Origin of the sequence: Tabrizicola piscis (assembly GCF_003940805.1) — a bacterium.
GTDB lineage: Bacteria > Pseudomonadota > Alphaproteobacteria > Rhodobacterales > Rhodobacteraceae > Tabrizicola > Tabrizicola piscis.
Window position 1 is genome coordinate 1,448,463 of sequence record NZ_CP034328.1, and the last position, 21,190, is coordinate 1,469,652.

At 63.3% G+C, this 21,190-nt stretch carries 22 protein-coding genes and 1 pseudogene; 10 read left to right on the forward strand and 13 right to left on the reverse strand.

What is annotated here, in order from left to right; genetic code table 11:
• Nucleotides 1–6: 6 nt before the first annotated feature.
• The 12 genes and pseudogenes from EI545_RS06930 to EI545_RS06985 all read right to left on the reverse strand — a co-directional run bounded on the left by EI545_RS06930 (nucleotide 7) and on the right by EI545_RS06985 (nucleotide 8,621).
• On the reverse strand, nucleotides 7–834 hold the full coding sequence (locus tag EI545_RS06930; protein ID WP_125324792.1) for a hypothetical protein: 828 nt from the start codon (nucleotides 832–834) through the stop codon (nucleotides 7–9).
• Nucleotides 831–1,121, reverse strand: a complete 291-nt coding sequence (locus EI545_RS06935) for a hypothetical protein (RefSeq protein WP_125324793.1) — start codon at nucleotides 1,119–1,121, stop codon at nucleotides 831–833. Before EI545_RS06935 ends, EI545_RS06930 begins: the two co-directional genes overlap by 4 nt.
• 4 nt (nucleotides 1,122–1,125) lie before the next feature.
• The gene (locus tag EI545_RS06940; RefSeq protein ID WP_125324794.1) at nucleotides 1,126–1,428 is read right to left on the reverse strand and encodes a hypothetical protein; all 303 of its coding nucleotides are present in this window, start codon (nucleotides 1,426–1,428) and stop codon (nucleotides 1,126–1,128) included.
• Nucleotides 1,429–1,840: 412 nt separating this feature from the next.
• Complete coding sequence (gene sdhA / locus EI545_RS06945) at nucleotides 1,841–3,643, reverse strand: succinate dehydrogenase flavoprotein subunit (protein WP_125327278.1); 1,803 nt, start codon at nucleotides 3,641–3,643, stop codon at nucleotides 1,841–1,843.
• A 10-nt stretch (nucleotides 3,644–3,653) separates the two neighbouring features.
• Nucleotides 3,654–4,025, reverse strand: coding sequence for a succinate dehydrogenase, hydrophobic membrane anchor protein (locus EI545_RS06950; RefSeq protein WP_125324795.1), 372 nt, complete (start codon nucleotides 4,023–4,025; stop codon nucleotides 3,654–3,656).
• Between the two features lie 7 nt (nucleotides 4,026–4,032).
• The gene (sdhC, locus tag EI545_RS06955; RefSeq protein ID WP_125324796.1) at nucleotides 4,033–4,431 is read right to left on the reverse strand and encodes a succinate dehydrogenase, cytochrome b556 subunit; all 399 of its coding nucleotides are present in this window, start codon (nucleotides 4,429–4,431) and stop codon (nucleotides 4,033–4,035) included.
• Nucleotides 4,432–4,632: 201 nt separating this feature from the next.
• On the reverse strand, nucleotides 4,633–5,655 hold the full coding sequence (locus tag EI545_RS06960) for a MaoC family dehydratase (RefSeq protein WP_125324797.1): 1,023 nt from the start codon (nucleotides 5,653–5,655) through the stop codon (nucleotides 4,633–4,635).
• Nucleotides 5,652–5,855, reverse strand: a complete 204-nt coding sequence (locus EI545_RS06965) for a DUF1737 domain-containing protein (RefSeq protein ID WP_125324798.1) — start codon at nucleotides 5,853–5,855, stop codon at nucleotides 5,652–5,654. Before EI545_RS06965 ends, EI545_RS06960 begins: the two co-directional genes overlap by 4 nt.
• A gap of 81 nt (nucleotides 5,856–5,936) precedes the next feature.
• The gene (locus EI545_RS06970) at nucleotides 5,937–6,482 is read right to left on the reverse strand and encodes an NnrU family protein (RefSeq protein WP_125324799.1); all 546 of its coding nucleotides are present in this window, start codon (nucleotides 6,480–6,482) and stop codon (nucleotides 5,937–5,939) included.
• A 36-nt stretch (nucleotides 6,483–6,518) separates the two neighbouring features.
• Nucleotides 6,519–7,364 (reverse strand): HpcH/HpaI aldolase/citrate lyase family protein, encoded by an 846-nt coding sequence (locus EI545_RS06975; RefSeq protein WP_125324800.1) that lies wholly within the window; start codon nucleotides 7,362–7,364, stop codon nucleotides 6,519–6,521.
• Between the two features lie 204 nt (nucleotides 7,365–7,568).
• A pseudogene (locus tag EI545_RS06980) lies at nucleotides 7,569–7,787 on the reverse strand (Ada metal-binding domain-containing protein); the annotation flags it as partial.
• Between the two features lie 87 nt (nucleotides 7,788–7,874).
• On the reverse strand, nucleotides 7,875–8,621 hold the full coding sequence (locus EI545_RS06985; RefSeq protein WP_125324802.1) for a sulfite exporter TauE/SafE family protein: 747 nt from the start codon (nucleotides 8,619–8,621) through the stop codon (nucleotides 7,875–7,877).
• 155 nt (nucleotides 8,622–8,776) lie between these two features.
• Here EI545_RS06985 and mdh point away from each other — a divergent pair, with 155 nt between their 5' ends.
• The 3 genes from mdh (at nucleotide 8,777) to EI545_RS07000 (ending at nucleotide 10,911) form a co-directional block, all read left to right on the forward strand.
• Entirely contained in the window at nucleotides 8,777–9,739 is a 963-nt protein-coding gene (gene mdh / locus EI545_RS06990) for a malate dehydrogenase (protein ID WP_125324803.1), read from the forward strand.
• Nucleotides 9,740–10,048: 309 nt separating this feature from the next.
• Complete coding sequence (locus tag EI545_RS06995; protein ID WP_125324804.1) at nucleotides 10,049–10,237, forward strand: hypothetical protein; 189 nt, start codon at nucleotides 10,049–10,051, stop codon at nucleotides 10,235–10,237.
• A 110-nt stretch (nucleotides 10,238–10,347) separates the two neighbouring features.
• The gene (locus EI545_RS07000) at nucleotides 10,348–10,911 is read left to right on the forward strand and encodes a class I SAM-dependent methyltransferase (protein ID WP_245990321.1); all 564 of its coding nucleotides are present in this window, start codon (nucleotides 10,348–10,350) and stop codon (nucleotides 10,909–10,911) included.
• Here the strand turns inward: EI545_RS07000 and EI545_RS07005 are convergent.
• Nucleotides 10,872–11,732 carry a glycosyltransferase family A protein gene (locus EI545_RS07005; RefSeq protein ID WP_125324806.1) on the reverse strand — a complete coding sequence of 287 codons (861 nt, stop codon included), beginning with the start codon at nucleotides 11,730–11,732 and terminating at the stop codon, nucleotides 10,872–10,874. The genes EI545_RS07000 and EI545_RS07005 overlap by 40 nt on opposite strands.
• Before the next feature lie 107 nt (nucleotides 11,733–11,839).
• On the opposite strand from EI545_RS07005, the gene EI545_RS07010 reads away from it, so the two are divergent.
• The 7 genes from EI545_RS07010 to odhB all read left to right on the forward strand — a co-directional run bounded on the left by EI545_RS07010 (nucleotide 11,840) and on the right by odhB (nucleotide 20,692).
• Entirely contained in the window at nucleotides 11,840–13,027 is a 1,188-nt protein-coding gene (locus tag EI545_RS07010) for a hypothetical protein (protein WP_125324807.1), read from the forward strand.
• A 265-nt stretch (nucleotides 13,028–13,292) separates the two neighbouring features.
• Nucleotides 13,293–14,486, forward strand: coding sequence for an ADP-forming succinate--CoA ligase subunit beta (gene sucC, locus EI545_RS07015; protein ID WP_125324808.1), 1,194 nt, complete (start codon nucleotides 13,293–13,295; stop codon nucleotides 14,484–14,486).
• A gap of 39 nt (nucleotides 14,487–14,525) precedes the next feature.
• On the forward strand, nucleotides 14,526–15,083 hold the full coding sequence (locus EI545_RS07020) for an STM3941 family protein (RefSeq protein ID WP_125324809.1): 558 nt from the start codon (nucleotides 14,526–14,528) through the stop codon (nucleotides 15,081–15,083).
• 1 nt (nucleotide 15,084) lies between these two features.
• Nucleotides 15,085–15,969: a succinate--CoA ligase subunit alpha gene (gene sucD, locus EI545_RS07025; protein WP_125324810.1), complete on the forward strand. Its 885-nt coding sequence runs from the start codon at nucleotides 15,085–15,087 to the stop codon at nucleotides 15,967–15,969.
• Nucleotides 15,970–15,998: 29 nt separating this feature from the next.
• Entirely contained in the window at nucleotides 15,999–16,448 is a 450-nt protein-coding gene (locus EI545_RS21820) for a DUF805 domain-containing protein (RefSeq protein WP_425471637.1), read from the forward strand.
• Between the two features lie 4 nt (nucleotides 16,449–16,452).
• A complete protein-coding gene (locus EI545_RS07030; protein WP_125324811.1) occupies nucleotides 16,453–19,422 on the forward strand; it encodes a 2-oxoglutarate dehydrogenase E1 component in 2,970 nt (989 codons plus the stop codon).
• A 22-nt stretch (nucleotides 19,423–19,444) separates the two neighbouring features.
• On the forward strand, nucleotides 19,445–20,692 hold the full coding sequence (gene odhB / locus EI545_RS07035; protein WP_245990322.1) for a 2-oxoglutarate dehydrogenase complex dihydrolipoyllysine-residue succinyltransferase: 1,248 nt from the start codon (nucleotides 19,445–19,447) through the stop codon (nucleotides 20,690–20,692).
• Nucleotides 20,693–21,190: the final 498 nt, after the last annotated feature.

Sequence of the window (21,190 nt, forward strand, 5' to 3'; positions counted from 1 at the left end):
GTTCCTTCAGGTACGGGCGGGCAGGTCGGCGACAAAGCGAAAGCTGGACTGGATCTTGAAGGCCGAAAAGAACCGCTCCACGCCAAAGTCGGCCAGGCGGATGGGGCCCATTTCAGCAACAAAACGGTCATAAAGGTCGGGCAGTACGCGGTTTTCCGGGTTCAGACCACGGATCACGACAAGGCCGGTGGGCCAGGCGTCAAGGACGTTCACCTCAAGATCGGGGCGATGTTGCAGCACCCACCACAGGACCTTCCAGACATCCCCGGTCCAGGATTTGCCTTCCGCGATCAGACTGTCGTCGCGTGTTTCCATTGTGTGGGTCGTCGGCAAGCAGTCATGCAGCGCGACACAGGCCCCGGGGGCGGCAGCCGCCTCGAAATTGATCAGGTCGCGCATCAGGAATTCGGCCAGATGCATCCCGTCAAGGAACCCGAATTCTGGCCGGATCTCTTCACGCGTCAGAAACCCGCTGGCAAAGGCCGCGTCACTGGTCATCGCCAGAAAATGCATCCGGTAGCCGTTCACCGGGTGGGCCGGGAACCGCCTGAAGACCGGGTCGATCGCCACATAGTTCCGCTTCGCCAACGCAAGACTGCGGCCACTGCGCGACCCGACTTCAAGGTACCACTCCGGCTGCAACTTCAGGTGCATTTGCTGCAGCACGTCAATGTAATGGGGGCCGTCATTCACATGGAACGTATCCGGCGCAACGGGCAGGTCAGGCTGTGTTGCCCCGGTGGCGCGCATGCCCAGCGGTTGCAGGCGTCTCTCGATCCGCCTGCCCTGTGGCTTGCCACGCAGCCGATCCAGCATATCGCGCACGACGCTCATGATTTGTACCCCGGCATCTGGTAAAGCGGCCGGGTCGGAAGCTGGCCAGACCGCGCCACGACGCAATTTTCAAAAACGACTGCGGGGTCGCGCCCCGTAAGATAGTCCGTCGAAATGTCCAGCTCGATCCTGCTGGCTGCCCCTCCGTCCGAGGTCACGCCAACCGCCACCTGCCCCCGGGGCTGCTGCGCCAGCCGGGCGCGATCCAGGCAAAGCTGTTCGGCATCGGCCACCGGAATCGGGCCGCAGGCAGCCAGCAATAGCACGGGGATCAACGCCGTTTTCATCGCCTTATGTCACCTGCGGCACGCCTGCCGCCGCAAAGCATGCCTGAGCGGCGGGGCGCAAGGCAATGTCGCGGATCGTGGCCTTGGTCGAGCTTCCGGCCTCAACCCCCACATCCCGCGCCAGCAGGCGCAGCTCATCCGGGCTGGCCGCGCTCAGGATACACTCCGTCGCCGTCTGCGCCGGGGCAGCGGGCATATCAAGGTTCACCACCGGGAACACCACGGAAGACGCGGTACGCCGCACAGCCTTGTCGGCAAGTTCCCCGGGATCACAGGCCGAGACTGCCAGCACCGCGATCAGTGCCAAGGTCAGTTTTCGGTCAACTAGCAATATCCTGCCCCCCCCTGCATCGGGCCACCGCCTTTTGAGCACTGCGATCCGATATCTGAGACCGGACGACTGCTTGACGGGGCAATAGCGGAGCTTGAGACGGTCGCGGATCCAGGGGTTCCGTCACCGATGGTGCGAGCGATGCAGGCATTGGCGATGTCCGTCTGTGCCTGCGTGACGCCCGGTCCGGGGCCGACGACATATGTCATCCGGTCGCCAAGCAGCGTCGCAGTGACCGAATACGACCCCGTGATGCCCGCTTCGCGGATGCAGGCGGCCTGGGTCTCTGGGTCCAAGGGCGCCAAGGTCCTTACGCAGGCGGCCAGCAGACCCAGCGCTACAAGACTGGCTGCGCCACGATTGACAACCAAACGTGCTCGTTTGTTCATCAGAATTTCCTTTCCGCCGGGGCGATCTTCTTCAACGCGATCCCGCCCTCAGCCTCGGTGGTCAGCGGGTCCTTGTGGACCGGACGATAGTCCAGCCGCACCTTCGCCCCGTCAACCCAGGCCAGCGAGTGCTTGCGCCAATTGGCGTCATCCCGCGTGGGGTGATCTTCGTGCGCATGCGCCCCCCGGCTTTCGGTGCGGGCATGGGCGCCGTAGATCGTGGCCAGCGCGTTCGGCATCAGGTTGCCAAGTTCCAGCGTCTCCATCAGGTCGCTGTTCCAGATCAGCGAGCGGTCGGTGACGTGCAGGTCATTCATCTTGGCGGCGATGGCGGTCATCTTCGCCTCCCCCGCGGCCAGGGTTTCTTCGGCCCGGAACACGGCGGCATCGGCTTGCATCGTGCGCTGCATCTCAAGCCGCAGGTCCGCCGTTGGCACCGCGCCCTTGGCATGGCGCAGGTCGTCAAACCGCGACAGGGCCCGGTCCACCTCGGCCGTGTTCACCGGCGGCAGCGAAGCCTTGCGGTCCACCACCTCGCCCGCGCGGATCGCGGCGGCCCGGCCAAAGACCACAAGGTCGATAAGGGAATTCGACCCCAGCCGGTTGGCACCATGCACCGATGCACAACCCGCCTCGCCCACGGCCATCAGGCCGGGGAAGATGGCGTCAGGGTTCTCAGCCGTGGGGTTCAGAACCTCACCCCAGTAGTTCGTGGGGATGCCACCCATGTTGTAATGCACGGTCGGCAGCACCGGGATCGGCTCTTTCAGCAGGTCCACACCCGCAAAGATGCGCGCGCTTTCCGTGATGCCGGGCAGGCGAAGCTCCAGCGTTTCCTTCGGCAGGTGCGACAGGTTCAAATGGATATGGTCGCCATTCGCCCCCACACCCCGGCCCTCGCGGATCTCCAGCGTCATGCAGCGGCTGACATAGTCACGCGGCGCCAAGTCCTTGTAATGGGGCGCATACCGCTCCATGAACCGCTCGCCGTTGGAGTTGGTCAGATACCCGCCCTCGCCCCGCGCGCCCTCGGTGATCAGACAGCCCGAGCCATAGATCCCCGTCGGGTGGAACTGCACGAACTCCATGTCCTGCAGCGGCAACCCGGCCCGCGCCACCATCCCGCCGCCGTCGCCCGTGCAGGTATGGGCGGATGTCGCGCTGAAATAGGCCCGGCCATAGCCACCCGTCGCCAACACCACCATCTTGGCGTTGAAGACATGCATCGTGCCGTCATCCAGCTTCCACGCGACAACCCCCGTGCAGGCGCCATCGGTGATGATCAGATCCAGCGCGAAGTATTCGATGTAGAATTCCGCATTGTTCTTCAGGCTTTGACCATAAAGCGTGTGCAGGATCGCATGCCCCGTCCGGTCCGCCGCCGCACAGGTGCGCTGTACCGGGGGGCCTTCGCCAAACTCCGTCGTATGGCCGCCAAAGGGGCGCTGGTAGATCTTGCCTTCTTCCGTGCGGGAAAACGGCACCCCGTAATGCTCCAGCTCATAAACCGCTTTCGGAGCCTCCCGCGCCAGATACTCCATCGCATCCGTATCGCCCAGCCAGTCCGACCCCTTGACGGTATCGTACATGTGCCACTGCCAGCTGTCCGGCCCCATGTTGCCAAGGCTCGCCGCGATGCCGCCCTGTGCGGCCACCGTATGGCTGCGGGTCGGGAACACCTTGGTCACACAGGCCGTACGCAGGCCCTGTTCCGCCATGCCCAGCGTCGCCCGCAGACCCGCTCCCCCGGCCCCGACAACAACCACGTCATAGTCATGCACTTCATACGGATAGGCAGTCATCATGCGTCCTTCACAGTGCAATCCGGGCCAGCGCGAACAGGCCGGTTGCAGCAATCACCCAGGCCAACGACGTCGCGCCGATCAGCAGCATCTTGCGCGTTGTGCCCTTTGAATAATCCTCGATCGTCATCGCCACCCCCATCGCGAAGTGCCGCATCCCGACCACCAGGATCAGCGCCGTCACGATCGCCGGGAACGGGCGGGCAAAGGTGTCCAACACCACCTCACGCGAACTCCCCAGCGCAGAGCCGAAGATGTAAAGCCAGGTCGGCAGAAGGAAAGCCAGCCCGACCGATGACACCGTCATCGCCCAGTGGTGTTCCGTGCCAGAGCCGGCAGAGCCGCGGCCCTCGGCGCGTTTGCGGGCGGTCAGATAGCGCATGGAACCCTCACTGAACCAGAAGAATGGTGATCACGGTCAGAACGACCGATCCGATGACGCAGGCCCAACCCAGCTTTTCCGCCGTGGCGACCTCAAGCCCGCGACCCGAGTCGAAATACAGATGCCGCAGACCCGCCAGGAAATGGTACCAGATGGCCCAAAGCGACCCCGTAAAGACCAGATCGCCGAACCAGCTGGTCACTACCCCATTCGCAAGGGCGAAGTAGCCGTCGGATGTCGCAGCCGCCAAAAGCCACCAGACGGCCAGCATCACGGCCACGATCACCCCGATCCCGGTGATCCGCGTCAGGATCGACGAGACAGAGGTCATCTGCACCCGATAGATCTGCAAATGCGGTGAAAGGGGGCGGTTGATGGTCTGCGGCGTCCGCTTGGCATCTGCCATGGTCGGTCCTCACGTCTGGCGGCGCTGGGGTCAGCGTCAGGCTGTCGTTGGCAACTGAATAACGCGGATTTCGCCAGTGTCACGCACTTCAATGCCGCACCTGCGCAATGTTTCCGCTATCTTTGAAAGTTTTTCGACTTTGTGATCACAATTTTTCAAGGCGTGATCACAAGTTCACCGCTTCCTGCCGCCTGCGCAGACTCAGCGCGGAATCAAGGCCCAGTAGTCCAGATCCAGCAACACCTCAGGCAGATACTTGCCATCCGCCCCGCGCAGCTGCCCAGCTTCCCCTTTGGTCGCGACCAGCCGCAACCGCAGCGCCCCCACGCCGGGTGCCGCTGTCTCGGCCCGGTCCAGCACCTCGCTCCAGGCGCGCACGGTATCCCCGGCAAAACAGGGGTTGGCATGGGCGCCCGCGTTCAGCCCGGCCAGAAACTGCGCATTGGCCAGCCCGTTGAAGCTCAGCGCCCGCGCCAGGCTGATCACATGCCCACCATAGATCAGCCGCCGCCCATCCTCGCGCTGGCCCACGTCGAAGTGCACTTTCGACGTGTTCTGCCACAGCCGCGTGGCCAGCATATGCTCGGCCTCTTCCACCGTCACCGCGTCGACGTGGTCGATCACTTCACCGACCGCATAATCGCTCCAGCGATGCGGCTCCCCGGCCAGCGCAAAGTCATAGCGGCTGAAATCCAGCCCCTCCGGCACCACCAGCGTTGCCGGGTCAACCGACGCCGCAAGCGCCGGCACATGGGTCTCCACCACCACCTCGCGGCGGCGCTTCTTCACCATCACCCAGCGCACATAGTCCAGCACGACGTCCCCGCGCTGGTTCAGGCCCTTGGTCCGCACCCAGACCACGCCCGTGGCCCCACTGCTGGTTTCCTTCAGCCCGATCACCTCGGACTGCGACCGCAGCGTATCCCCCGGCCAGACCGGTGCCAGCCAGCGCCCCTCGGCATAGCCAAGGTTGGCCACGGCATTCAGACTGACATCCGGCACCGTTTTGCCAAACACCGTATGAAACGCAATCAGATCATCCATGGGCGCCGAAGGCAGACCCACCGACCGCGCAAACTCATCTGAAGACTGCACTGCCCCCCGCGCCGGATACAGCGCGTGATACAGCGCCCGCTCGCCCTGCCCCACGGTTCGCGGCACCGCATGGGTGATCACCTCACCCACCCGGTAATCCTCGAAAAACCGCCCCGGATTGGTCTTCATAGCTCGCCCAGCTTCACGTCCGGAGTGTAATCCCCCGGCACATCCTTCACCACCGCCTGACCGCAGCGCATCACCCCATTGGCCGCGTCAAAGGCATAGGTCGGTGTCCCATGCAATTCCCACCCCTTGTTCAACGCCACCGTCACCTTGTGACAGAAGGCCGAGGTGTCATCCCCGCTCAAGAACCGATACAGCTTCATGCTTACGTCTTTCCTTCCGGCCTTTCATACTGGCCCAAATATCCCAAGGGGGTGCGGGGGTGTGAAACCCCCGCTCCGACCTCAGCCCCAGGGCCGAACCCCCAGCCAGCCATGCACCAACCCGACCAGCCCCATGACGACCACCGCCCCGACCAGCGCGCCAATTTCCTTGCCCATCGGTGCAGGCGCAGGTGCAGGGGGCCGAGGCTCGGCCCGGTTGATCACGATCACCTCGACCACCGCCCAGGCGAGGATACCGCCGAACAGCACCACACTCGCCAGATCGCCATTCACCAGCAGATGCGCCACCGCCCAGGTCTTTACCGCCGTCAGCTGCGGGTGCCGGATGATGCCGGTGATCCGGGTCTTCATCCCGCTGGCCGCATAAAGATAGAAGGCGAACAGCATCAGCAGGTTGTTCACATGCTTCAGGAAGTCTGGCGGATACCACAGGTCCGGTGCCTCATTCCCGCGGTAGCCGATGACCATCAGCACCACGCCCGCCAGAATGCCGACCGTCACCACCCCCTTGCCCGCATCGCCCATCGCGGCCCGCCGCGCGGGCGCCAGCCGCTTGAACAGATGCGCGCCCCACCACAGGGCCAGTCCCAACACGATCAACGCCATTGCCGCCTCCAAAAGATTCCGGCGCCCACCCTGCCGTCAAACGGCCAGCGCCGCAATCGCCGAGGCCTTGGCAAGGATCGTTGTGGCATTGGCGACATGCATGTTCTCGACGATCCGGCCATCCAGCACCGCCACGCCCTGCCCCTGCGCCCGCGCCGCGCGGTAGGCTTCGATCATCCGCCGGGCCAGCGTCACTTCCGCGTCGCTTGGCGCAAAGACCTCGTTCGCAATCGCCAACTGGGCCGGATGGATCAGCGTCTTGCCGTCAAAGCCCATGTCCCGCCCCTGCTCGCATTCCGCCCGCAGGCCCGCCTCATCCTTGAAGGCGTTGTAGACCCCGTCCACCACCACCTTGCCCGCCGCCCGCGCCGCCAGCACACAAGCGCCCAGCCCCGCGATCAGCGGCAACCGGTCCGCCCGGAACCGCGCGCCCAGTTCCTTGGCAAGGTCATTGGTGCCCATCACCATCCCCTCCAGCCGCGGATGCGCCGCAATCGCGGCCGCGTTCAGACAGCCCTGCGCCGTCTCCAGCATCGCCCACAGCGGCTTGGCCACCACCGCCGCCACTGCGTCAAGAACGGCGGGCGCATTCACCTTCGGCACCAGCACCGCATCCACCCCCGGATGCCCGGCAAACACCGCCAGATCCGCCGCCCCCCAGGGCGTGTCCAGCCCGTTCACCCGCACGATCCGCAGCCGCGCGCCAAAGTCCTGCGCGGTCAGCTCCTCGGCCAGAAGGTCCCGCGCGCGGTCCTTTTCCTCGGGCGAGACCGCATCTTCCAGATCGAAGATGATCGCATCCGTCGGCAGATCGCGCGCCTTCTCCAGCGCCCGTTCCTTCGACGCGGGGATATACAGAACCGAACGGACAGGACGGGACACGACTCACCTCCGGGTAATATTCTTGCGCTTTTGATCATGGTTTTGTCATAAACCGCAAGCCCAATTCTGCCGCACTGCAGCACAAACCCCGCTGCTCGGCCCGTGAACCCAAAAATGGTCAGATGTGCCGCTTGTCACCGGGCCTGCGTTTCAGGCCTCTGACAGACCACCGTCCCGCCATGAACCGGGGGATCTGACCCCCGCCGGATCGCAGCGCTTGCAGGCCCGGAACCCCGCCGCCACACAGGCCTCCACCGAAGCACGGAATTCGCAATTCTCGCGCTTTGGCTTGCGCGCCGGGCAGGTCAGCCGACAGAAGATCCCGGTCGAGGTGACACAGACCAGCGCCACCGCGTCAAACCGCGGATCGCGGGCCAGCAGGGCCTGGTACAAGACATCGGCATCGGGCAGCACATAGGTCATCCACTGATTTTAGCACCCCATCGCCCCACTGCCGACCGCTATCCCCGCGCAGGTTCCGGATTGCGCAACTTCCGGGTCACAGACCCGTCACAGCCCCGTCAGGCCATCCCAGACCAGCTTTACCGAAATCAGCAACAGCGCCCAGGTCACCAGCCGAAAGAACAGCCGCTCCGGCATCCACTTCACCAGCCGCAACCCCACAAAGACCGCGATGGCCGCAGGCACGGCCATCACTGCCGCAACCTTCAGGCTGGCCATATTCACCTGACCCAAGGCGTAATACGGCACCAGCTTCACGACGTTGATCACCGCAAAGGCTATGGTCGACGTGCCAGCGAAGACCGCCTTCGACATGCCTAAAGGCAGTGTGTAGACCTGATAGGGTGGCGCGCCCGCGTGGCTGACGAAACTGGTGAACCCGGCCACAGCTCCCCAGAACAGGCCCGGCGCGACTTCGGCCCGCTTCCGTTCCGCCGCCACGGGCCGCCGGATCAAGAGGGTCAGCGCAAAGGCCAGGCCGATCAGCCCGACCAGCAGCGTGACAGCCGCTTCAGGCACAATGCTGGCCGTGGCCCAGCCCACGCCAATCCCCAAAAAGGACCCGGGCAGAACGATCGCGAGCACTCGCCGGTCAAAGGCATGGCGATAGGCGTAGATGCCAAAAATGTCCGATACCACATAGACCGGCAGCAACAGCCCCGCAGCCATCACCGGCGACATGACCAGCGCCATGATCGGCACGCTCAGCATCGCCACAACGGGCACGCCGCCCTTGCCCATCCCCACCAGCACTGCCGCCAGCACTGCCGCCAGCCAGTATCCCGCCGCTTCCATCGCGTCCTCCGTTCAGGTTACCGCTAACGCCAAACGGCACTGCTCAAAAGCCGCGATCTTTCGCATACAACTGTATACCAAGACCCACCGCAAGACTGGACAGACGCCATTTTAGGGGCTACCCCTCCCCCCGATTCACCCCAAAGGAGGCTTCCATGGCCAGACCCAAGATCGCCCTTATCGGCGCCGGGCAGATCGGCGGCACGCTTGCGCATCTCATCGCCTTGAAGGAACTCGGCGATGTGATCCTGTTCGACATCGCGGAAGGCACGCCGCAGGGCAAGGCGCTGGATATCGCGCAGTCCGGCCCGTCCGAAGGCTTTGACGCCACGATGACCGGAACCAACTCCTACGCTGATCTGGCCGGGGCCGATGTCTGCATCGTCACCGCCGGGGTGCCACGGAAACCGGGGATGAGCCGGGATGACCTCATCGGCATCAACCTCAAGGTGATGAAATCGGTCGGCGAAGGCATCAAGGCCCATTGCCCCAACGCTTTCGTCATCTGCATCACCAACCCGCTTGATGCGATGGTCTGGGCGCTGCGCGAATTCTCGGGCCTGCCGCACCACAAGGTCGTCGGCATGGCGGGCGTGCTCGACTCGGCCCGCTTCCGCCACTTCCTGTCGCTGGAATTCAACGTCTCGATGAAGGACGTCACCGCCTTCGTCCTTGGCGGCCATGGCGATACGATGGTGCCGTCCGTCCGCTATTCCACCGTCGGCGGCATCCCCTTGCCGGACCTCGTGGCAATGGGCTGGACGACGCAAGAGAAACTCGACGCCATCGTCCAGCGCACCCGCGACGGCGGGGCCGAGATTGTGGGCCTGTTGAAAACCGGCTCGGCCTTCTACGCCCCCGCCACCTCTGCAATCGAGATGGCCGAGGCTTACCTGAAAGACCAAAAGCGCCTGCTGCCCTGCGCCGCGCATGTGAAAGGCCCCTACGGCCTTGACGGCATCTATGTCGGCGTCCCGGTCATCATCGGCGCAGGTGGCGTGGAACGTGTGGTCGAGGTGAAGCTTGACGCCTCCGAAAAGGCCATGCTCGACAAATCCATCGACGCCGTGAAAGGCCTTCTGACCGCCTGCAAGGCGATCGACCCGACGCTGGCCTGACCGCTGGTCCAACCGCAAAAAGGCGGCGCCCCGGCGCCGCCTTTTTTCATGCCCGCCGATGGCAGTTGACCAAAGGCCGCGAAATTCTTGCCGTCGCGATGGGGGCTGATATGATCACGGGCACTGGGAAAACCTTTCCAAATCATGAACGAGGACGGTCAACCTTTTGAAATCATTCCCTTGTCCCTGATGTCCCTGCCCGGGACAGCCAAGGCAAGGTCCCTTGCGACCCCCACCTCTCACCCCACCCCCTTGCCCCCGACCCCCGAATCCGGCATCTACCCCCATCCTGACCTCCGGAGACATCCCATGGACTATTCCAAATCCGGGAACCCCAAGGGGTTCCGCCACAACCCCCGCGGCCCCGACCATGCCCAAAAGGGCGCGCCGAAATCGGTCACCCCCCCGCGTGAGACGAAGGAAGAGCTTCTGGCCCGCATGAAGGCCGCAGCAGCAGCCCCCGCCCAGAAGGACGCGCCCAAGGACCCCAAACCCTGAACCGCCCGCCATCGCCCTACCTCGCCCCCGGCTTTTACGATCAGGCCATCGCCAAGGGCCGCCACCGCGACATCGTCGGTGGCCGCTGGGGGGAAACCGGGCGGGCGCAGATGGCCGCCCTTCTTGCCGAAGGGATGACCCCGCAAGACCACCTTCTCGACATCGGCTGCGGCGCACTTCGGCTGGGCCACCTTGCCGTGCCCTACCTTGACCCGGGCCACTACTGGGGCACCGACGCCTCGCTTGCCCTGATGCAGCACGGCCGCGCGGTGGAGCTGGCCGACCCCGACCGCCTTCCCCTTGCTCACCTCGTCCAGGACGCCGACTTCGCTTTCCCTGGCGTGCCGTCCACAATCACCCTTGCCATGGCCTGGGGCGTTTTCACCCACCTGCCGATGGGTGCCCTGCAAGCCGCGCTGCAAAGTGTCGCGGATCGGCTGTCACAGCTGCGGGCGTTCCTTTTCACCGTGTTTCTTGCCCCGGACGGCGACCATGCCGCCCCGTTCCGCCAGCCCGATGGGGTTGTGACCCATCCCGACCGTGCCCCCCGGCATCTGCGGCTGTCGGATGTCCAGAACCTTGTGGGGGCCGTGGGCTTCACCCTCCGGCTAACCCCAGACCGCCTGCCCCGCGGTCAACGGCTTTTCGTCGCGTCGCCCCCCCAGATGCCGTAGGTCGCGCGCATATAATCGACGCAGGCGAGGTTTGCCGTAGCCCGGTCAGCCCCTTCGATCACCGAGCGGTAAAGTGGCTCGTTCCGGGAAATCTGCATGATCGTCTGGACGCGGTTGGCCCGCTTGTCGGCCCATATGGCGATCTTCCGCCGCGCCAGATGGCCGGACAGCCAGACATCATCGACCGCCCACAGCACGGCAGGAATATCAAACACCTTGTCGTCAAGGAATTCAGGCCGGATCACCACGCCAGCATTGCCTTCGGCGATGTCCGCATAGCCGGATTTGTCGAGCTTGCGGAACCGAGCCTCAAACTTTGTTGCGCCCACATTCCGCTTTAGGACTGTGTCCACAAGGCGGTTCAGGTGAAACCCGAGCTGTTCTTGACGGTGGGGGGCGACGACGGCGCGTGGCGTTGCATCGCTTTTCCAGTCCCTGCCCATGCGGGCAACTGTGGTCGCGCTGACGCAGACCGCCGCGTTGGCATGCGCCTTGCGGACCTTCAGAAGCCGCTGGCTCCAATCCGGGGCGTAGTAATGATCATCGTCACAGAAGATGAGTTCAACGTCTTGCCCGCGATAGGCCCGTGCCGCCGGCAATATCTTTGTGGCTGGCCCCAAATCCTGTTCCACGCGCAGGATCTTCACGCCCTCCGGCACCTCAGGCAGGGCACCGCCCCATTCCGGAAAGCGGCGATACGCCTTTGGAATGTAAAGTTCCAACGCCTCGGGCCTTGATTGCTGCCGAACCAGCGAAGCCAGCGTGGGAGCGATGTCCGAGAATCGCGGAGGGATCGTGGAGAGCGTGATGACATGGCGCATGGCCGCGATCTATTGAACTCTTTCAGCAGGGTAAAGCGTCTGGCCTTCCTGACTTGCCTCACCCGTCGCGCTCCGGCATCCTTGGCCCATGGTAGAAGGAATCCACCATGCGTGCCCTTGTCCTTTCGGTTATTCTTGCCTTTGCATCTGTCCCGGCCACGGCAGAAACCCTGTCTCAGGAAATTGGCAGGTCCGGCCTTCAGGCGACCGAAGCGCGTCTGGCCACCCTCGCCTCGCCTACCAACGAGGACCTTTTCGCCCTTGCCGGACTGCGGTTTCTTGGCGGGGTTGAGGCGGCGCTGCAATTGCGCTGGCAGACCGGCATCCGAGCCGATTGGTCGGAGTTGCCGATCCTGCGCCTGCCAATTCCTGAAAACCCCGCCGCGCGCGCCTTCCAGCCATCGGATTTCACGACGCTGGTCACCGATCTGGACGCCCGGATGGACAGTGCCCGCGCCGCACTTGACCTTTTGGGCGAACGGCCGTTCGCGCTGGACATCGCCCTTGCCGACCTGTGGTTTGACATCAACATGAACGGCACCCGAGACCCCGGCGAAGAGGTCGCCGCCGTGGCCGGCCTTCTGGGCGGCGGACGCATTGTCGCCGTGCCTGTGGAAAACCCGGTCATCACCTTCGACACGGCCGACGCCGCATGGCTTTCGGCCTATACCCATTTCCTGTCCGGCTTCGCGGCCACGGCGCTGGCCTATGACCCCGAACCCGCCATCCAGCGCGTCATGGACAGTTCTGCCGCGATCTACGCGCTTTGGGGCGACACGCCGCCCCCGAATGCGATGGACATGATGTTTGGCCGCCAGGTGGACCGCATCGCCATGGTGCTTTTCGCCCTGTCGAACACGCCCGACAAGGCGCTGGCGCTGAAGGCGCACGGCCATTTCCTGTCGATGATCGAAGATAACCGCCGCTTCTGGTCGCTGGTCGCGCTTGAACCCGACAACGCGGGCGAATGGGTGCCGAATGACCGTCAGGTGTCGGCCTTGGGGATCATGATGCCGCCCGGCACCGGGGAGCGTTGGCAGGCCGTACTGGCCGACGCCGAGGCGCTTTTGCAGGGCAAGGCGCTGATCCCCCATTGGCGTTTCGGGGCCGAGGCCGGGATCAACCTGAAAAAGCTGTTCGAAAACCCGCCCCCGTTGGACCTTGTGACGTTGATCCAGGGTGAGGGGATGTTGCCCTATGCCGAAAAGGGCCCGCGTGTCAGCCCGATGGCGTGGAACGAATTCCAGCGCCTTGTGCAGGGCGATGCCATGTTGTTCGCAGTCTTTCTGAACTAAAGGGGTGAACCTGGGGCCGAACCCGTGGGAGAACCGGATTTCCTGCCATGGTTTTGGTCCGGCAGTCGGTTACGAATCACACAGGCGACCGCGACTGAAGCATTTGCGATCACACTTTTCCAGCTTGTGATCACAGCCGACAAATCTGTGATCACAAGATGCGCTTTTCGCCCCTCCGCAGCGCTAACAGCCGGGAATTCCCGTATGAATCCTTGGAAATCCATGCCATCACCCGCCCGAACGATCAAAGAACGGGGCGGCCCAGATGAACATCCACGAATACCAGGCGAAGGCGCTTTTGCGCAGCTATGGCATCCCGGTCAGCGACGGCCGCGTCGTCCTGCGGGCAGAAGAGGCCAAGACCGCCGCCGGGGAACTTGACGGGCCGCTCTGGGTCGTCAAGGCGCAGATCCATGCGGGCGGGCGCGGCAAAGGCCATTTCAAGGAACCCGAGGCTGGCGAAAAGGGCGGTGTCCGTCTGGCCCGTTCAGTGGGTGAGGCCGCCGAATTTGCCCGCCAGATGCTGGGCCGCACGCTGGTGACGATCCAGACGGGTGAGACCGGCAAGCAGGTCAACCGCATCTACATCGAAGACGGCAGCGATATTGACCGCGAGTTCTACCTTGCCTTCCTGATCGACCGTCAGACCAGCCGCATCTCCATCGTCGCCTCGACCGAGGGCGGGATGAGCATCGAGGACGTTGCCCACAACACGCCCGAGAAGATCCACACCTTCACCATCGACCCCGCCACCGGGCTGCAGGATTTCCACGGCCGCCGCGTCGCCTTTGCGCTGGGGCTGTCGGGCGCGCAGGTCAAATCCTGCGTCGGGATCGTCAAGAACCTGTACCGCATGTTCACCGACAAGGACATGGACATGCTGGAGATCAACCCGTTCTGCGTGCTGAAGGATGGGTCGTTGAAGCTGCTGGATGCCAAGATGGCCTTCGACGGCAACGCGATCTATCGCCACCCTGATATTGCGGCTTTGCGTGACGAGACGGAGGAAGACCCGAAAGAACTCGCCGCGTCGAAGTTCGACCTGAACTACATCGCGCTGGATGGCGAGATCGGCTGCATGGTCAACGGCGCAGGTCTGGCGATGGCCACGATGGACATCATCAAGCTTTACGGCGCTGAGCCTGCCAACTTCCTTGACGTGGGCGGTGGCGCGACCAAGGAGAAGGTGACCGAGGCGTTCAAGATCATCACCTCGGACCCGCAGGTGAAGGGCATTCTGGTCAACATCTTCGGCGGCATCATGCGCTGCGACATCATCGCCGAAGGCGTGATCGCGGCGGTGAAGGAAGTGGGCCTGAAGGTCCCGCTGGTGGTGCGCCTGGAAGGGACGAACGTCGATCTGGGCAAGGACATCATCCGCAAGAGCGGCCTGAACGTCATTGCCGCCGATGACCTGAAGGACGGGGCCGAGAAGATCGTGAAGGCCGTCAAGGGATGATCCGCGCCTCGCAAACACGTTCTGTCGAGTAGCCATTCAATGACTATCATCGATCACCAGACGATAGAATTCTCGAACCGCAAGCTAATGCTTGTGCTTGCGCTTTCTGCTTTGATGGTTCTTTTCGGCATCTGGTTGGCAGCCGGCGACTTTAGCAATGAGCGGCGTCTTGTCTTTGTCGTTGCACCGTTGATTGGCTGGGCAACCGTCCTTTTGGGCGGGCTTGGCTGCGCGGCAATGTTCTGGCAACTGGCGTTTGGCTCCAAGACTGCACTTGTGCTTACGAAGACAGGGTTCACCATTCCCCGCTATTCCCGGGACGAAATTCCATGGGGTTTGGTAGAAGAGATCGATTTTGCGACGATGCACCGCAACAGGTTTGTGGTGGTCAAGCTTGCCTCTGGAGCAGTCGCGAAGATTCGCCGGAGCGGTTTAGCGGTCTGGCTTGAAAGGTTCGCCCCTCCGGGCCTGCATTTGAACGCCCATGCCTTTGGTCTTTCCCACGACCAGCTTTACGCAACACTGCACGACCATTGGCTCGCTGCCAAGGCCGCCCCCATCGGACCCGCCGGGTCAAAACCGTCAGCAGGAGAGTGACATGTCCGTCCTCGTCAACAAATCCACCCGCGTCATCTGCCAGGGCTTCACAGGCAGCCAAGGCACCTTCCATTCGGAACAGGCCATCGCCTACGGCACGCAGATGGTCGGCGGTGTGACCCCCGGCAAGGGTGGGTCCGAACACCTCGGCCTGCCCGTCTTTGACAGCGTGCATGACGCCGTCGAGAAAACCGGGGCCAACGCCACCGCGATCTACGTCCCGCCGCCCTTCGCCGCTGACAGCATCCTTGAGGCGATCGACGCCGAAATTCCGCTGATCGTCTGCATCACCGAGGGCATCCCTGTTCTGGACATGATGAAGGTCAAGCGCGCGCTTATCAATTCGAAGTCCCGCCTGATCGGCCCGAACTGCCCCGGCGTGTTGACCCCGGGCGAATGCAAGATCGGCATCATGCCGGGCAGCATCTTCTCCAAAGGGTCGGTCGGGGTTGTGTCACGCTCTGGCACGCTTACCTATGAGGCTGTGAAACAGACAACCGACGTAGGCCTTGGCCAATCCACCGCTGTGGGCATCGGCGGCGACCCGATCAAGGGGACGGAGCATATCGACGTGCTGGAGATGTTCCTTGCCGACCCCGAGACCCATTCGATCATCATGATCGGCGAGATCGGTGGGGCCGCCGAAGAGGAAGCCGCCCAGTTCCTGGCCGATGAAAAGAAGAAGGGCCGCTGGAAGCCCACCGCCGGCTTCATCGCCGGCCGCACAGCCCCCCCCGGCCGCCGCATGGGCCATGCCGGCGCCATCGTGGCAGGCGGCAAGGGCGACGCCGAGTCCAAGATCCAGGCCATGCTGAGCGCCGGGATCGTCGTGGCCGACAGCCCGGCGGGGTTGGGTGAGGCTGTGCTGAAGGCGATCAAGGGGTAAGTTTCGGCGGACTGCAAAGGGCTTATTCCGTGCCATCTCCACTTACATTCAGCGGACGAGCAACGCCCGAAGAGTTCTTCGGAACCGGATTGCTTTGCCAAATCGCTGGCGTGTTCTTCAGTTGGATTGCACTGGGCTATGATCTTGTGGTCCGTGACGGAGGGGTATTCGCTTTCTTCGCCAGTCTGCTTGGACCATACGCCCTCGCTCACATCCCGTTCTTTGCGGTTGCGATCCGACGGGGACGTGATGCGGGCGTGTGGCCAATCTTCCTGATTGTACCCGGACTTCTGGTTGCTCCCTGTGCGCTGTTTGCCATCGCCGCTTTGGCCGCAATCATCGCGCCAAATCACCCGTGGTATTATTGGCACGCTATAGGCGGCCTCGCCGCAACAAGCATGGTCAGCCTCTTACTTGTAGCCGTGCTTGGTGCCCGTCCAAGCAAGTTCGACACTTCCATGTCCCTCCTTCCGAGGTAACCCAATGACCGACCAATCCCCCACCGCCGCCTTCACCGCCTCGTCCTTCCTGGACGGGGCCAATGCCGATTATGTCGACCAGCTGGCCGCGCGCCACGCTGCCGACCCTGCGTCGGTCGATCCGCAATGGGCGGAGTTCTTCAATGCCCTCGGCGACAGTGAGCTTGACACCAAGCGCGCCGCATCTGGGCCAAGCTGGGCGCGTACCGACTGGCCGCCGCAGCCGGTGGATGACCTGACCGCCGCCCTGACCGGCGAATGGGCCGCCCCGCCCCCGGCCAAGGAAGCCAAGAGCGCAGGCGCGAAGATCGCCGCCAAGGCTGCGGAACAGGGTGTCTCGCTCTCTGATGCGCAGTTGCAGAGGGCCGTGCTCGACAGCATCCGCGCGCTGATGATCATCCGCGCCTACCGGATCCGGGGCCACCTTGCTGCCGACCTTGACCCGCTTGGCATGACCGAACGCGGCAGCCACCCGGAGCTTGACCCGGTGTCTTACGGCTTTGCCGAGGCAGACATGGACCGGCCGATCTTCATCGACAACGTGCTTGGCCTTGAAACCGCGTCGATGCGGCAGATCCTCGACATCCTGAAGCGGACCTATTGCGGCACCTTTGCGCTGCAGTACATGCACATCTCGGACCCGGAGCAGGCAAGCTGGCTCAAGGAACGGATCGAAGGCTATGGCAAGGAAATCCAGTTCACCCGCGAAGGCCGGAAGGCCATTCTGAACAAGCTGGTGGAAGCCGAGGGTTACGAAAAATTCCTCCACGTCAAATACATGGGCACCAAACGCTTTGGCCTTGATGGCGGTGAGGCGCTGATCCCGGCGATGGAGCAGATCATCAAGCGCGGCGGTGCGCTTGGGGTGAAGGAAGTCGCCATCGGCATGCCGCACCGGGGCCGTCTGTCGGTGCTCGCCAACGTGATGATGAAACCCTACCGCGCGATCTTCCACGAATTCCAGGGCGGGTCCTACAAGCCTGAGGATGTGGATGGTTCGGGCGACGTGAAATATCACCTTGGTGCGTCAAGTGACCGGGAGTTTGACGGCAACAAGGTCCACCTGTCGCTGACTGCCAACCCCTCGCACCTTGAAGCCGTGAACCCGGTGGTGCTGGGCAAGGTCCGCGCCAAGCAGGACCAGATGAACGACGCGGCGGAGCGCATCGCGGTGCTGCCGATCCTTCTGCACGGTGACGCGGCCTTTGCGGGCCAAGGCGTGGTGGCGGAATGTCTGCAGCTTTCGGGCATCAAGGGCCACCGGACGGGGGGCTGCATCCACATTATCGTCAACAACCAGATCGGCTTTACCACCGCCCCCGCCTTCAGCCGCACCTCGCCCTACCCGACCGACATCGCCCTGATGGTCGAGGCCCCGATCTTCCACGTCAACGGTGACGACCCTGAGGCCGTGGTCCACGCCGCCCGCGTCGCCACCGAATTCCGCCAGAAGTTCCACAAGGATGTGGTCATCGACATCTTCTGCTACCGCCGCTTCGGTCACAACGAAGGCGACGAGCCGATGTTCACCAACCCGGCGATGTATGCCCGCATCAAGCGCCAGAAGACCACGCTGCAGCTTTACACCGAACGGCTGGTGGCGGACGGCCTGATCCCCGAAGGTGAGATCGAGGATATGAAGGCCGCCTTCCAGGCGCGGTTGAACGAGGAGTTTGAGGCCGGCAAGGCCTTCCTGCCCAACAAGGCCGACTGGCTGGATGGCCGCTGGAAGAACCTGGCGACCAAGGACCTGAACAACTACCAGCGCGGCGAAACCTGGATCAAGCCCGAGACTTTGGCCGAGGTCGGCGCCGCCCTGACCCGCGTGCCGGACGGCTTTGACATGCACAAGACCGTTATCCGGCAGCTTGAGGCGAAGAAGGAAATGTTCGCCAAGGGCGAGGGTTTCGACTGGGCCACAGCCGAGGCTTTGGCCTTTGGGTCTCTGCAGACCGAAGGTTTTGCGGTGCGGCTGTCGGGGCAGGATTGCACCCGCGGGACGTTCAGCCAGCGCCACTCCGGCTGGGTCGACCAGACGACCGAGGAACGCCATTACCCGCTGAACCACATCCGCGCAGGTCAGGCGCGGTATGAGGTGATCGACAGCATGCTGTCGGAATATGCGGTCCTTGGCTTCGAATACGGCTATTCGCTGTCGGAACCCAACGCCCTGACCATCTGGGAAGCGCAGTTCGGCGATTTCGCCAATGGCGCGCAGATCATGATCGACCAGTTCATCAACTCGGGCGAATCGAAATGGCTGCGGATGTCGGGCCTCGTGATGCTGCTGCCGCATGGCTACGAAGGCCAGGGGCCAGAACATTCCTCCGCCCGGCTGGAACGCTTCCTGCAGCTTTCGGCCGAAGATAACTGGATCGTCGCCAACTGCACGACGCCGGCCAACTACTTCCACATCCTGCGCCGTCAGCTGCACCGGACCTACCGCAAGCCGCTGATCCTGATGACGCCGAAATCGCTGCTGCGTCACCCGATGGCGATCAGCCGGGCCGAGGATTTCACCGACGGGTCCACCTTCCACCGCGTCCTTTGGGATGACGCACAGAAGGGCAACTCGACGGCGAAGCTGAAAGCCGACGACAAGATCAAGCGCGTCGTCCTGTGTTCTGGCAAGGTCTACTACGACCTTCTGGCCGAACGCGATGCGCAGGGGCTGGAGGATGTCTACCTCCTCCGTGTCGAACAGCTTTACCCGGTGCCCACCATCTCGCTTGGTCAGGAACTGGCGCGGTTTCCGAAGGCCGAAGTCATCTGGTGCCAGGAGGAACCCAAGAACCAGGGGGCCTGGAACTTCATCGAACCAGAGATGGAGACAATCCTGACCAAGGTCCGCAGCAAGCCCACCCGGATGACCTATGCCGGGCGCAAGGCCAGTGCCTCGCCCGCCACAGGCCTTGCCTCGCGCCACAAGCATGAACAACAAACCCTCGTCGCCCAGGCCCTTGGCCTGAACTGACCTTGAAGACCGGAGAACGACAATGACTGACGTGATGGTGCCCGCCCTTGGCGAATCCGTGTCCGAGGCGACCGTGTCGACCTGGTTCAAGAAACCCGGCGACGCGGTCAAGCAGGACGAAATGCTGTGCGAACTGGAAACCGACAAGGTCTCGGTCGAGGTTCCGTCCCCCGTGACGGGTGTGCTGGCCGAAATCATCGCCCCCGAAGGCGCGACGGTGGCCGCCAATGCGCGGCTGGCGATCGTGACGGAAGGCGCTGCTGCCACCCCCGCGCCGACAAAGCAGGACCCAAAGACCACCGACCCGAACATCCAGGCCGCCGCCGAAGTTGGCTCTCCCGGCGCCGGGCATGAAGAGATGCAGCCCCGCAAGGATGTGGAAGACGCCCCGTCGGCCAAGAAGGCCATGGCCGAGGCCGGCCTGTCCCGCGATCAGGTTCAGGGCTCGGGCAAGGATGGAAGGGTGATGAAGGAAGACGTCGCCAAGGCTGTCGCCGCCCCGGCATCGGCCCCCGTTGCGGCGCCTGCCCCCGCCTCCATCCCCCGCGCGCCCGTCCCCGCCGACGACGCCGCGCGTGAGGAACGGGTCAAGATGACCCGGCTGCGCGCCACCATCGCCCGCCGCCTGAAGGACGCCCAGAACACAGCCGCGATGCTGACGACCTATAACGAGGTCGACATGTCCGGCATCATGGGCCTGCGGAACGAATACAAGGACGCCTTTGAAAAGAAGCACGGCGTGAAGCTGGGCTTCATGTCCTTCTTCGTCAAAGCCTGCTGCCACGCGCTGAAAGAGGTTCCCGAGGTCAACGCCGAGATTGACGGTCAGGACGTGGTCTACAAGAACTACGTCCACATGGGCGTGGCGGTCGGCACCCCGAACGGCCTTGTCGTCCCGGTCGTGCGCGACGCCGACCAGATGGGCTTTGCCGCCATTGAAAAGAAGATCGCCGAACTCGGCCTCCGCGCCCGCGACGGCAAGCTGAGCATGGCCGAGATGCAGGGCGGCTCCTTCACCATCTCGAACGGCGGTGTCTACGGGTCGCTGATGTCCTCCCCCATCCTCAACCCGCCGCAGTCCGGCATCCTTGGTATGCACAAGATCCAGGACCGTCCGGTTGTGGTGAACGGCCAGATCGTCATCCGCCCGATGATGTACCTGGCGCTCAGCTACGACCACCGGATCGTGGACGGCAAAGGGGCGGTGACCTTCCTGGTGCGGGTGAAAGAAGCGCTGGAGGACCCGCGGCGGCTGTTGATGGATTTGTGAGGGGAATAACATCAAGTGTTCTCGAAATTTTTCCGGCGGAAAAAGCCGGGTCTTCAAGAATTCCCCGACGCGGTGTCCTTCTGGATGACTTGCGGGATGTTGAACGACGGGCCTGTCCAGCTAGGGAAACCATATGTTTCCCTCGTAGTGAAAGCATCGGCCCGAACGCATGATGGCCAATCACTGGTCATCCGCGTCGCCAATGGGCATGAGCCGTGGCTGACAATCACGGCTCACATTTCAAGTGCCCAGTTTCGTAAAGGCATCAAAGCCGTAAAGGACGGTGATTTGGTTCTTTGGGTTCCGGTAAAGCACATGCCTCAGACAGGTCGTGTCCTTAATGGTTCCGAGGACCCTCGTGCCGACTACCTTGGACTAGTCTCCGGCCAAGTTCGTCCAGCCATGAATCTGCAAACTGGAGAGTTGTCGATCATCCAGAGCTTTCCATTCGAGTAACCGTCGAACGTTCGTCTGGTGCACCCCCATGCCACCCACGAC

What these genes read in the sequence shown, in the direction of transcription:
- EI545_RS07000 (WP_245990321.1), top strand. Translation starts at nt 10,348, where the DNA reads ATGGCCGCCCTTCTTGCCGAAGGGATGACCCCGCAAGACCACCTTCTC.
- EI545_RS06970 (WP_125324799.1), bottom strand. Translation starts at nt 6,482, where the DNA reads ATGGCGTTGATCGTGTTGGGACTGGCCCTGTGGTGGGGCGCGCATCTG.
- mdh (WP_125324803.1), top strand. Translation starts at nt 8,777, where the DNA reads ATGGCCAGACCCAAGATCGCCCTTATCGGCGCCGGGCAGATCGGCGGC.
- EI545_RS07005 (WP_125324806.1), bottom strand. Translation starts at nt 11,732, where the DNA reads ATGCGCCATGTCATCACGCTCTCCACGATCCCTCCGCGATTCTCGGAC.
- EI545_RS06965 (WP_125324798.1), bottom strand. Translation starts at nt 5,855, where the DNA reads ATGAAGCTGTATCGGTTCTTGAGCGGGGATGACACCTCGGCCTTCTGT.
- EI545_RS07010 (WP_125324807.1), top strand. Translation starts at nt 11,840, where the DNA reads ATGCGTGCCCTTGTCCTTTCGGTTATTCTTGCCTTTGCATCTGTCCCG.
- sucD (WP_125324810.1), top strand. Translation starts at nt 15,085, where the DNA reads ATGTCCGTCCTCGTCAACAAATCCACCCGCGTCATCTGCCAGGGCTTC.
- EI545_RS06995 (WP_125324804.1), top strand. Translation starts at nt 10,049, where the DNA reads ATGGACTATTCCAAATCCGGGAACCCCAAGGGGTTCCGCCACAACCCC.
- sdhC (WP_125324796.1), bottom strand. Translation starts at nt 4,431, where the DNA reads ATGGCAGATGCCAAGCGGACGCCGCAGACCATCAACCGCCCCCTTTCA.
- sdhA (WP_125327278.1), bottom strand. Translation starts at nt 3,643, where the DNA reads ATGACTGCCTATCCGTATGAAGTGCATGACTATGACGTGGTTGTTGTC.
- sucC (WP_125324808.1), top strand. Translation starts at nt 13,293, where the DNA reads ATGAACATCCACGAATACCAGGCGAAGGCGCTTTTGCGCAGCTATGGC.
- odhB (WP_245990322.1), top strand. Translation starts at nt 19,445, where the DNA reads ATGACTGACGTGATGGTGCCCGCCCTTGGCGAATCCGTGTCCGAGGCG.
- EI545_RS06960 (WP_125324797.1), bottom strand. Translation starts at nt 5,655, where the DNA reads ATGAAGACCAATCCGGGGCGGTTTTTCGAGGATTACCGGGTGGGTGAG.
- EI545_RS06985 (WP_125324802.1), bottom strand. Translation starts at nt 8,621, where the DNA reads ATGGAAGCGGCGGGATACTGGCTGGCGGCAGTGCTGGCGGCAGTGCTG.
- EI545_RS06930 (WP_125324792.1), bottom strand. Translation starts at nt 834, where the DNA reads ATGAGCGTCGTGCGCGATATGCTGGATCGGCTGCGTGGCAAGCCACAG.
- EI545_RS07020 (WP_125324809.1), top strand. Translation starts at nt 14,526, where the DNA reads ATGACTATCATCGATCACCAGACGATAGAATTCTCGAACCGCAAGCTA.
- EI545_RS06935 (WP_125324793.1), bottom strand. Translation starts at nt 1,121, where the DNA reads ATGAAAACGGCGTTGATCCCCGTGCTATTGCTGGCTGCCTGCGGCCCG.
- EI545_RS06950 (WP_125324795.1), bottom strand. Translation starts at nt 4,025, where the DNA reads ATGCGCTATCTGACCGCCCGCAAACGCGCCGAGGGCCGCGGCTCTGCC.
- EI545_RS07030 (WP_125324811.1), top strand. Translation starts at nt 16,453, where the DNA reads ATGACCGACCAATCCCCCACCGCCGCCTTCACCGCCTCGTCCTTCCTG.